The organism is Pseudomonas fluorescens, assembly GCF_003732425.1.
Lineage (GTDB): Bacteria > Pseudomonadota > Gammaproteobacteria > Pseudomonadales > Pseudomonadaceae > Aquipseudomonas > Aquipseudomonas fluorescens_BE.
This window is the reverse complement of record NZ_MOBX01000002.1, coordinates 212,999-225,061: the sequence shown is the minus strand read 5'-3', so window position 1 is coordinate 225,061 and position 12,063 is coordinate 212,999. Positions and strand designations below refer to the sequence as shown.

Below are 12,063 nucleotides of genomic sequence, written 5' to 3'. Positions count from 1 at the left end.
CACAGAATTTTGAGGTTTTTGAAATGAATGTTTTGATCATTGGCAGCGGTGGCCGTGAACACGCCCTGGCCTGGAAAGTGGCTCAGGATCCGCGCGTGCAGAAGGTGTTCGTCGCGCCGGGCAACGCCGGTACGGCAATTGAAGCCAAGTGCGAAAACGTCGCCATCGACGTGCTGGCCCTTGAGCAACTGGCCGACTTTGCCGAGAAAAACGTTTCTCTGACCATCGTCGGCCCGGAAGTGCCGCTGGTCGCTGGCGTCGTTGATCTGTTCCGCTCCCGTGGCCTGGACTGCTTCGGTCCGACCGCCGGTGCCGCGCAGCTGGAAGGTTCGAAAGCCTTCACCAAGGACTTCCTCGCGCGCCACAAGATTCCGACCGCCGACTACCAGAACTTCACCGAGATCGAGCCGGCCCTGGCTTATCTGCGTGAAAAAGGCGCGCCGATCGTGATCAAGGCCGACGGCCTGGCCGCCGGTAAAGGCGTGATCGTCGCCATGACCCTGGCTGAAGCCGAAGACGCCGTGCGCGACATGCTCGCTGGCAACGCGTTCGGCGACGCCGGTTCGCGCGTCGTCATCGAAGAGTTCCTCGACGGCGAAGAAGCTTCGTTCATCGTCATGGTCGACGGCAAAAACGTTTTGCCAATGGCCACCAGCCAGGACCACAAACGCGTTGGCGACGGCGACAGCGGCCCGAACACGGGCGGCATGGGGGCCTACTCCCCTGCCCCGGTAGTGACCGCCGACGTGCACAAGCGCGTGATGGATCTGGTGATCTGGCCGACCGTGCGCGGCATGGCTGAAGAAGGCAACGTCTACACCGGCTTCCTCTACGCCGGTCTGATGATCGACAAGGCTGGTAATCCAAAGGTTATCGAGTTCAACTGCCGCTTCGGCGATCCGGAAACCCAACCGGTGATGCTGCGTCTGCAATCGAGCCTGGTGCTGTTGGTTGAAGCTGCTCTGGCGCAAGCGCTGGACAAGGTTGAAGCGCAGTGGGATCCACGCCCGAGCGTCGGCATCGTGCTGGCCGCAGGCGGCTACCCGGGCGACTACGCCAAGGGCGCGGCGATCAACGGTCTGGATGCTGCCGCCAGCCTGGAAGGCAAAGTCTTCCACGCCGGTACCGCGCTGAAGGATGGTCAGGTCGTAACTGCCGGTGGTCGCGTACTCTGCGCCACTGCCATGGGCGCAAGCGTCGGCGAAGCTCAGCAGCAAGCCTACAAGCTGGCGGCGGCCATCGACTGGGAAGGCTGCTTCTACCGCAAGGACATTGGCTACCGCGCCATTGCCCGTGAACGTGGCGAAACCCAGGAATAAGCTGTTCATCAAGTCCGGCGAGGGCTACCGTTCCTCGCCGGGCTGTTCCGCCGCCGCGCATCGTTATATTCTGGCATCAACCTACGAAGGGATTTCGCCGTGCGCTGGCTCAGGATTGCCATAAGCTTCACCGTCACGTTGCTGACCTTGCTCTGCATGCTCCCGGCCCAGGCCGCGCAAGGCAGTGGCTGGTCGGTATTGCTTGATGATCAGGGCAATCTGCAACTGAGCGATATCCGCTCCGCTCGCTACACCAATCAATTCAGCCCCATCGACCTTGACCGCCTCACTGCGTCCGAGCCCAATGGCGCCATGTGGCTGCGTTTCAAACTGGCGCCGGGCAAGCACGAACAAGTGCTGCGCATTTTTGCCCCCGACCTGTCACAGCTCAATCTCTACGTGCTCGACGGTGACAAGCTGATCGAGCAACGCAACACCGGCACCGATCAGCCACAGGCTGAACGACCGTTGCCGAGCAGCGACTTCATGTTGCCGCTGCCGCAAAGCGACAAACCCCTCGAGGTCTATCTGCGCCTGGTCTCCGACCACCAGTTGCGCCCGCACGTCACCCTGCAATCGGCGGTGATGAGCGCGGCCAACCACAATCAGACGCTGGTCTTCGGCTTGCTGTTCGGCTGTCTCGGCATGCTGCTGTTGCACAACCTTGTGCGCTACGCCTACTCCCGCTCGCGCAGCAGCCTGTGGCTGGCAGTCTGCGAAGGCCTGTTGGGCCTCAGCCTGTTGCTGCTGCTCAACCTCGCCGGCCCGTGGCTGCCGAACTGGCACGCGGTGCAGACCCCTGGCGCCTATCTGGCGTTGCTGCTGACCGCACCGGCCGGGCTGATGTTCGCCTATCGCTTCTTCGCTCCGCTCGGCCCGCACCCGCTGAACAAACTGTTGCTGGGCGATATCTTGTTTATCGTGACCTGCAGCCTGTTGCTGCTGTTCGTCAACACCCTGCCGCTGAACATCATTACCTATGCCTTGGTGGCCCTGGCCGGCCTGAGCATGCTGTTTGTCGCCGTCTATCACTGGCAGAAGGGTTACCGTCCGGCACGTTTGTTCGTCGCCGCAATGGTGGTGTTCAACATCGGCACCTTGATCATTCTTCCCGCGTTGCTGGGGCTGACACTGGTGTCGCCGCAGGGCCTGATCATGACCCTGATGGCGTTCATCTGTATCAGCGGCCTGCTGATGAGCATCGCCCTCGGCGAGCGTCAGCGCAGCATCACCGAAAGCCGTTTCAGCGTCAGCCGCGACCTCGCCGCGAGCAATGCCGAGATCAACGCCAAGGCCGAGTTCCTCGCCAAGATCAGCCACGAAATCCGCACGCCGATGAACGGTGTGCTGGGCATGACCGAACTGCTGCTGGGCACGCCGCTGTCGGTCAAGCAACGCGACTACGTGCAGACCATCCATAGTGCCGGCAACGAATTGCTGACGCTGATCAATGAGATCCTCGACATCTCCAAACTCGAATCGGGGCAGATCGAACTGGACGACGTGCAGTTCGACCTCAATGCCTTGATCGATGACTGCCTGAGCATCTATCGCGCCAAGGCCGAACAGCAGAACGTCGAACTGATCAGCTTCATCCAGCCGCAAGTACCGCGGGTGATCAGCGGTGACCCGACCCGCCTGCGCCAGACGCTGCTGAGCCTGCTGGAAAATGCCCTGAAGAAAACCGATGAAGGTGAAGTGCTGATCGTCGTCGCCCTCGACGAGCGCAGCAGCAAACCCCGTCTGCGCATTGCCGTGCAGGACAGCGGTGAACCGATGGAGCAGGAAGAACGCGACGCGCTGATGCACGCCGAATTGCACAGCAAGCACTTCCTCTCGGCCAACCGTCTGGGCGGTAACCTCGGTCTGGTCATCGCCCGCCAACTGATCCGCTTGATGCATGGCGAGTTCGGTATCAAGAGCGGCACCAATCAGGGCAGCACCTTGTGGCTGACCCTGCCGCTGGATCCCGACCGCCTCGAACACCCGACCTCCGATCTCGACAGTCCGCTGCAGGGCGCACGGGTCCTGGTGGTCGACGACAACGACACCTGCCGCAAGGTGCTGGTCCAGCAATGCAGTGCGTGGGGGCTGAATGTCAGCGCCGTGCCGTCCGGCAAGGAAGCGTTAGCCTTGCTGCGGACCAAGGCGCACCTGCGTGATTACTTTGATGTGGTATTGCTCGATCAGAACATGCCGGGCATGACCGGCATGCAGCTCGCGGCCAAGATCAAGGAAGACCCGAGCCTGAATCACGACATCCTGCTGATCATGCTCACCGGCATCAGCAATGCACCAAGCAAGATCATCGCGCGTAATTCGGGGATCAAACGCATCCTTGCCAAACCGGTGGCCGGCTACACGCTCAAGACCACCCTGGCCGACGAACTCAATCAGCGCAACAAAGGCCAGGTGGTGTTCCAGCCGCAAGTGGTTAGCCCGGCCACGGCGGCCAAAGTACCGAGCGACTTCCGTATCCTCGTCGCCGAAGACAACACGATTTCGACCAAAGTGATTCGCGGCATGCTCGGCAAACTCAACCTGCAACCGGACACCGCCGCCAACGGCGAAGAAGCGCTGCAAGCGATGAAAGCGCAGCGTTACGACCTGGTGCTGATGGACTGCGAAATGCCGATCCTCGATGGCTTCTCCGCGACCCAGCAACTGCGCGCCTGGGAAGTCAGCAACCAACGTATTCGCACGCCGATCGTAGCGCTGACGGCGCACATTCTCGCCGAACACAAGGAGCGCGCGCGTCAGGCCGGTATGGATGGGCACATGTCCAAGCCGGTCGAGTTGTCGCAGTTGCGCGAGCTGATCGAACACTGGGTGGCTCAGCGTGACCAGCAGAACCGTGCCACGACGCCCACCTCCTGAGCCGACAGACCCCGTAGCGCCTGATAGACTCCCCCCACGACTTCCCTCGCCAGTGAGCTTGCACCATGCTCCACGTGTTGTTCAGCGTTTACCTGAAGATGCTGGTGCTTTATAGCCCGTTCTTCGTGTTGTCCTGCTTTATCAGCCTGACCCGTGGTTATTCGCGCAAGGAGCAACGGCGCCTGGCCTGGAAAGTGGCGATCGCCACACTGGTGTCCAGTGTGTTGCTGTATTTGTTCGGGCGGGTGATATTCGATGTGTTCGGCATTACGGTCGACGCCTTCCGCATCGGTGCTGGCAGCGTGCTGTTCATTTCGGCGCTGGGCATGGCGCAAGGCAAGTCCGTGGTACAAACCGACAACGTGCAGCAGGACGTGACCATCGTGCCGCTGACCATCCCGTTGACCGTGGGCCCCGGCACCATCGGTGCCTTGTTGGTGATGGGCGTCAGCCAGCCACACTGGGACGACAAACTCACGGCAATCATAAGTATCGCGCTCGCCAGTTTTACCGTCGGCGTGGTGCTCTATCTGTCCAACCGCATCGAGCGGATTCTCGGCGATCAGGGTTTGCAGATCGTCAGTCGTCTGATGGGATTGTTTGTCTGCGCACTGGCGGCGCAGATCATCTTCACTGGCATCAAAGGCTATCTGGTGCCCTGAACCAGGGCCTGGAACCATCAGTGGACAGCAGAACGCCGCGAACAGCCTTGTCCGCGGCGTTTTGTCGTGATGCGAGCTTAGCCAGCGATAGCCGACTCGGCGGCCAGTGCCCGGAATGTCACGCTGCCAGTGCGCCCTTTGCTGGTCTGCAGCCGGCGCACCCAAGCGGAGATCGGCATGGACTGCCGGGCTTTGAAGGCGAGGAATACTTCCCCGCGCAATGACGGATCGGGTGAGCCTACATCACGGAATATCAGCGCGTGCTCGTTGACTGGATCAACGATGACCAGATGCTCCTGCACGATCTCGAACAACAGGTTGTCCGGCGTGTCGAAGTCCCAGATCAACTTGCCCGGTACCGCCGGCGCCTGCCCCAGTGCATGGCGACAGTCGACGATGACCGCGTCCAGTCTCGACCAGGCGGCTTTCGACAAATGACAGGTCACACCGCCCTGCCCCAATCGCACGACCAGCGTGCTGACATCGTCGGCAATCAGCGGTAGCAGATCATCTATTGTGTCGTGGCCTTGAAGGGTCATGACCTGTGCGTCGCGCTGAAGATAGTCGAACGGCCCGAAGCTGTGCATACCTGGATAAGCCTGCACCGTGCCCTGCCGACGCTCGTGCAGTAATACATTGACCTGATTGCGGGTGCCCAGCATGACGACGTCATCAGACACGCGGTCGGCGGCAACGCTCACCAGCCGAGCGCTGTGCACGTCGTACCACTGCAAATGGCCGGGCGCGCACGCCACTGACACAAACGCCCCATGGTCAACCCTGGCCAACAAGGCTTGCATGTGCTCGATCAGATGCTCGCCTTGTGCCGCCACCCAACGACGGTCGACAGCGGTGACCAAGGCTGTCTGCTGATGCCCCAGTTGCAGCGTTACGCCGTCAACGGTTGTGCCGCGCAACCCGGAGCCATCCACGGCGACGTCGCTAAACCGCCAGTCACGCCACGCCCGCTCGGGAACTGGCAGAACGTCGCTGTGCAGCAGTTGCGCCCCTTCTCCAAATGCCCGGACAAGCTGCTGTGGTTCAACGAACCCCTGTGTCCAGATTTCACCTGTGGAAATATTGAACAGCCAGGCCGCCCGATTATCGGAGGCCATGCCCAGCAAGCGCACTGGAACGTCGCGTCCCGGATCGCACAAGAGCAGGCGGCCGTTCACACACCAGGCACTCAGGTTGCCGTCTCCGGCCAGGTTGCGTAGACCAACGATCGCAAAACTGTCCACCGGATAACGCTTGGCAAGCGGCTCCAGCGCCAGCCACCATTGCGCATGATCCTTCAGCCACTGCTCGCCGACGCCGTACAGGGGCAACTCGCCTTGCGCAGTCAGATTAAAGAGTCGTCCCTCGTCGTCCAGTATCAGATAGCCGTTCTCGACCGCGACGATTTGCTTGAGCCCTGGCGGCTGCACCCAGCGATCCGACCACTGCTCGACGCCCTGTACCACCACCCGCTGCCGATGACAAAGGGTCTGGTCCAGACGGTTGTAAATGAAACACACCGCGTTGTTTCTCGCCAACGGCATCAGCACCAGGTCCGTCAGATTCTTGATCGAGTCTGGCCAGCCATGGATGTCCGGTGCCAAGGACGGCGGATGAATCAACAAGCGATCAGGACTGCGAATCCACACGATATCGCGCTTGTCCGTGTCGAATAGCCAACTGACCGAAACGTACGTCGCCGGTTGCCAGTCGACGGTCATTTCAACGTCCCGCTCAGCGACGGGACGATGCACTGTGTGCTTGCCCAGCACCGAAGACCAGTCGGCCAGGGTCGAGCTGGCGAACAGGGTCGTCTGCAGCTCCCGCGCCGTCTCATGGGTCACCGAGCTCAGCAGCAATTGCTGCCGATGGATCAGGTAATTGAACCGACGCGGGCCATGGGCGCCGGTGACAGTCTGCACGACGTGAATCACGCCATGGGCATCCATCTCGACAGGGCCAATCACGCTTTCACCCTCTGCCACGATCAACCGATAGCGATACCTGAGCAGTCCGCTGACGGCATCGACCTGCCAGATGTCATAGCTGTCCGGCAGATAGAAATACGCATACCCATCGGCCACCAAGGCCAGTTGTGCATCCTCGGTATCGGCGATGTCTTCGTTGCGAATATAGAGGAAGCGATCTTCCCGGGCGTCATACCAGGCCGTGGTGGAGCGCGGTGCCTGCGGCGATTCGAACGGGATCAGCCAGTCATGCACCGGCGTATAGGGCAGTACCAGGCGATGCTCGCGGGCCAGCGTTCTGAAATGCGTCAGCAACGCTTGCTCATCCAGCCCCACTGGTGCGCTTTGCTGGATGACATCCAGTTGACGCTTGCCACGGTCAACGCTGAACAATTGGTGATCGCCCGTGCGAATCAGTATCGAATGACGTCCATGGCCGGTCACTTTCACGTGAACTTTACCGATGTACAGATCGCCCAGACGCTCGATCCGCACATCACCTTCGCGCGCCCAGCCGGCCTCCAGTACCCAGGTACAAAAATGCAGACTGTTCGAGACGAGCTCGATATGAGCGTCCGGATTAAGTGCGAGGGTGCAATGCGCCCCACTGCCGAAAATTTTGTACGACACCTGGTTTTTCCAGGCATGGGGCAGCGACGGTACGACCAGGGTGCGTTTGGCTTCGTCGAGCAGAACTTCGATGACGGTTTCGCGATACTGGGGAAGCAGGCGGCTGACGATGTAGTGCGAAGGAAATGAGTAGAACGAAAACAGAAACAGCCACTTGCCGTCTGCTTGCCGTTTTTCCAGACGGCGGGCGATGTCGAAACCGCGGTCGTGCCGCGAGGAAGCAAACGGCAGCGCCTTGTATTCATAGCCATAACAGGTGTCGGGGGTGCACGGCAGGACGATGGCTTGTCCCTCGGCCGGTGCAAACGCGAGCTGTCCGGGCAAGCCCAGGTGCTGGCGCACATTGATCGCCCGGGAGTAGTCGGCTTCGAAATCCGGCACACCGAAGTGGTCGCGTAACGGGTAAAGCCTGGGGCTGTCGAGGATCAGCGCAGTAGCTGCCAGATCGATTCTCTTGACCACCAACGCTGGCGCCACAACCCATGCGTTCAGGGCATCATCGAAGTGATAACCGACGCCGCGATGGGCCTCTTGCAGATCCGCAAAAAACCTCCCGACTTCCTGGGCGTCGCGCGCGATGGCGGCAAACCCTTGCGCCAGCGCCGCCACCCCCACGGCCAACCCGCCCAGGATAACCCCGGCGCCCCCCAGCACCGCAGCGGCAGTCGACGCGCCAGCCACCGCCGCCCCGACTCCACCGGCCGTCAATGCCAGGCTGGCGGAGTCGAATGCCAATTGCGTGCCGAACTGCGCTTTTTCAACGTCGTTTCCGGCGGTCACCAGCTGATAAATATCAAACCCGACGTTGGCCAGTCCCAGTACGGCCCCGACACCTTCATTGGCTGCATGCCCCAACGCCTCTGAGACCACCGACGCACAAGTGCGGGCGATGATCTTTTCCTCTCCCAGCGCGGTTTTGACCAGTTGAACCAGCCCGAGCACATCCACGACATTGCCATGCAGCAACTGTGCGTAATTGAGGTAAGCGTGCAAACGTACGGCGGTGGTCAGCGTGCGGCCTTCACCTTCACGTCCGCGCAAGGCGTTCATCAGCGCCTGGATCGCGAAACCGGCATTGAGGGTATGCACGCTGCCGGCCTCGGTCGGATCCAGCACCGTCGTGGGTGCGGACGGTTTACGGGCCAGCGTTGAAAACTGCTCGGACAACCAGTTTTTGATCCGCAACAGTCGGTGATCGTCGCTGACAATCTGCACCACCCGTTCCGGTTGCGCCGGGTCGATCAGATTCAATCGGTACTGGCCCTCGGGAGTGACCTCAAGGGTTTCGAACAACGGCACCAGCGGTGTGACCGACGTATGAAGGTCTTGCAGCGCCGCCGTCGCACTGGCGATCTGCTGTCCCCACCAATGACTGTCCAGCCCGAGCAGGCTGGCCCCCAGGTGAGAATTTTCGACCAGGGAGCGACCATGGGCGCTGTTCAGACGCTGGCGCAGCTTGCCTGCCGGCTGTCCGGGCAACGGCTCGCCCTTGAGCATTTTTGCCACTTCGAACCCGGCGGACAATGGCAAGGCTGCCACCCGCTCGCCCTGCAACTCGATCAGGTCGAACGTCGGCCGGATCTCGGCACCGTAGGCCGCATAATATTTGGCCATGCCCATCTTCAGGAAAAAGTGCTCTAGCGCCCGCTTGAGCATCGCGGCACTCTCGAATTCGAACACGCCGAAGTTGGGATCGTAAAAATGATAAAGGACCTTTTCACCCTCCACGGTTTTCGCCACCAGCATCGAGTGATTGTCCGAGTTGAGCATCAGCGTTCGAGTGCCCGTATGGTTCTCCAGTGCCGTGGTGACCTGACCCAGATCAGCCCGCGAGAGCGTCGTGCCCACTTCACTCAGCCGGGTTCCTCGCAGTTCCTCCAGCGCTTGCACAAAAACAATCGAATCATTCTGTTGTGGCTCAAGAACGGCCAGGTAAAAACGCTCGCGAAGATGATGGGAGGCCGTTTCACCCGTCGCAAAAGCAGCGGCCATCATCAAGGCCAGTGGATAGCAGCGCCCACCAATCGTTTCGCCAACGCCATCAAGCAATAGATCCTGCGGCACGGGCTTCACGCCGCTGACTTCGATTTGGCTGAAGACCTGATCCATCTGCTGAGCAATCTGCAAACGATGTTCAAGGGTCGCCACTTGTTGGATCTGTGCAACGTAGCGTCCCCACTGTTGCAGGGTTTGCGCCTTTATCAGCGCAGCTTTTTTCAGATCCAGCGCGCTGACCGATGCTGCCGATTCAGTGATATCGCCGGCCAGAGCGCTCAGGAACGCTGCATCTTTGCGGGTATACAAATGTCGTTCAATGACGGCATAGCGACTCGAAGCACCCAGCTCACGAACACTGTTGGCCAGGTTATCCAATTCACCGCTGTACGCATCAAAGCGCTGGCTGTGCAGCGAATCGATGCCCAGCAACACGCCCAACGCCAGGCGCTGCAGTGGCGTTGTCTCGGCCAGTGTCAGCTCACCATGGGCCATGGCGCTCAGCACTTCATCCAGCCCCAGACTCAGGAATCGCCTGTCTGGCGGAAAAGCCGCAGCTCGCGCTGTGAGCGGCTGATTCTTGATGAGCTGACGATCGGCAAAACTCAGGGGCAACGTTTCCTCGAAAGCCATCGTCCCGTCGAACCCCTGACGCATGGCCTCGACAAAGCGATCGCCGAGCCCGTCGACCAGACGCTGCAAGATATCGGTCAGCAGCACCGCACGCCCTTCAATCAACGGCCAGCCCTGCTCGAATTCAATGGTCGAACCTTTGAGCAATTGCGCGACATCGCCCTTGTAGCGGGTTTTGTAATGGCCTTGCTTCCAGCGCGCCTGCTCATCCTCGACCCATTTCACCGGATCGGTCGCGTTGTCTTTCCAGGAGTGATCCAGCTCTTCTTCGGTGGCACGGTTGACCGAGGCGTAGCGTGCAATGGCGGCCTCGGTGCGAATCTCCCTGGCTTGCTCCGGAGTGAGATGCACTCTGGCGTAATCGGTTATGGCATCGCGTATCGCACCCGGGCCGGTCAAATAGATGGTGCCTTCGCTCTGGCGTCGGATGCCGTCACTGAAGTAGCTCGCGGCCGCACTGGCGAGAAAGCCTGCGAGGATTTCTTCCTGGTTTGGCAATTCGCGGAGCGGGCCGTAGGTCTGTTCAAGAAGCGTCTGTGCCAGCGGCAATACACTTTCAAAGTCAGTCAGTGCGACACCGCGCCGGGCTGCAAGGCGTAGCGTGTCGTCGACCAACTGATAGTTGAAACGGATACGCTCGATCACCGCTTGCAGCGTCGCCGATCCGGCATGGGCCATCAGGAATGCATTGGTCATCGAACTGCCTTCGGTGACTGCTCGCAACATGAAGGGGCGCGCCAGCAAATCGGTCGGTGCCTGGAACACCTGGCTCAGTGCCGGACGGCTCTGAGCGAAAGCTTCAATCGTCGCACGATGCTCCGCCGGAATGCTTTTGGCATAGCTGTTGGAGGGCTGCCGGCCCGGCATCCAGTCGGGATTGTGGTTGAGCAGCAACTGCAAAATCCCCAAGCGGGCGTCGACATTCAGAACCTCAAGATCGACCCCCGCCAGCTTCGCCACCAGCGGCGGCAAATTATCGACATCGGCATAGCTGCCGCTCTCGCGATACAGCACTTCGACCCGCACGATATCCGACGCTGCAGCCAGATTGCCGCGCAAACGCATTTCCTGCTCATAGAGGTTCTGAAGCTGCAAGGGAACAGACGCAGCGTCGAGGTCGCGCAACTGCAGATCGCCTCCAGCCATGTCTTGCAGGGTGCGACGGTTCTGCTCGCGCAGTGCCTGCAATGACGCGGCGTCCTGGTCATAGGCGCGGACCAGCAGATCGATCCGTGCGTCATCGGCGGATTGCCCTTTGGCCACAGCCTCATTGAGGTGTGCCTGCATCTGCCGCTTGAGAACAATGGCACGCTCTTCGTAAAGGTCAGCCAGCGCATTTTCATCGACAGGTTTATCGCCGACGCGGGCCAAAGCGTCAGCCTTGGCAGCCTCAACCATCAGTTTGTTGGTCTGATAAGCCAGCAGCGCATCGCTGTCGTACCAGAGGTTGAGCGTGTATCCCTGCCCGGCGAGCACCTGTTTCCAGACATTGAGGTAATCACGCTGAATCTCGCCAAGCCCGCCCCCCAGCCAGACGAAGTGCAGTGTTTTTGCGACCTGTGTCGGTGCGGCTTTGAGCAGCTCGACCCCTACATGCACCCGCGACTCGAAGGCCTCGACCCGCTCATAAATCCGCGCCAGATCCGAGGCGGACGCTTGCTCGGTTGGCACCGGCGGTTCCAGCTCGCGTCTCACCCGACTCGACCCCAGCAAAGGCTCCAGCGTCTGACGTAACAGCCTCAAGGGCTCAATCAGCTGTTGTGAATCCTTGGCGTCGACACAGGCAGCGTAATAGCGCAGCAGCGCGTCGTAGTGTTTGTTGTTTTGATGCAGTAGTAACGCCTGTTCAAAATCACCACGCGTAAAAAGCGCCGCAAAGTTTACAAAAGTCTCGCCAACTGCAACTTCAATATCTCGCATATTGCCCTCAAAATCTTTCGAAAGAATAGTAACGGGCACTACGCTAATCATGAAATCGGCAAA

General features: G+C 60.3%; 4 protein-coding genes. 3 read left to right on the top strand and 1 reads right to left on the bottom strand.

Annotated elements, in window-relative coordinates; genetic code table 11:
- Window positions 1-23 precede the first annotated feature (23 nt).
- The 3 genes from purD (at window position 24) to BK670_RS02445 (ending at window position 4,858) form a co-directional block, all read left to right on the top strand.
- Window positions 24-1,319, top strand: coding sequence for a phosphoribosylamine--glycine ligase (gene purD, locus BK670_RS02455; RefSeq protein ID WP_038360544.1), 1,296 nt, complete (start codon window positions 24-26; stop codon window positions 1,317-1,319).
- A 99-nt stretch (window positions 1,320-1,418) separates the two neighbouring features.
- Window positions 1,419-4,196, top strand: a complete 2,778-nt coding sequence (locus BK670_RS02450; RefSeq protein WP_123448459.1) for a hybrid sensor histidine kinase/response regulator — start codon at window positions 1,419-1,421, stop codon at window positions 4,194-4,196.
- A gap of 65 nt (window positions 4,197-4,261) precedes the next feature.
- Complete coding sequence (locus BK670_RS02445) at window positions 4,262-4,858, top strand: MarC family protein (RefSeq protein ID WP_123448458.1); 597 nt, start codon at window positions 4,262-4,264, stop codon at window positions 4,856-4,858.
- A 77-nt stretch (window positions 4,859-4,935) separates the two neighbouring features.
- Here BK670_RS02445 and BK670_RS02440 read toward each other — a convergent pair whose 3' ends face one another.
- Window positions 4,936-12,000: a TcdA/TcdB pore-forming domain-containing protein gene (locus BK670_RS02440; RefSeq protein WP_123448457.1), complete on the bottom strand. Its 7,065-nt coding sequence runs from the start codon at window positions 11,998-12,000 to the stop codon at window positions 4,936-4,938.
- Window positions 12,001-12,063 lie beyond the last annotated feature (63 nt).

Excerpts from the sequence above, each read along its gene's own strand:
- purD (WP_038360544.1), top strand. The coding sequence starts at position 24 with ATGAATGTTTTGATCATTGGCAGCGGTGGCCGTGAACACGCCCTGGCC.
- BK670_RS02445 (WP_123448458.1), top strand. The coding sequence starts at position 4,262 with ATGCTCCACGTGTTGTTCAGCGTTTACCTGAAGATGCTGGTGCTTTAT.
- BK670_RS02440 (WP_123448457.1), bottom strand. The coding sequence starts at position 12,000 with ATGCGAGATATTGAAGTTGCAGTTGGCGAGACTTTTGTAAACTTTGCG.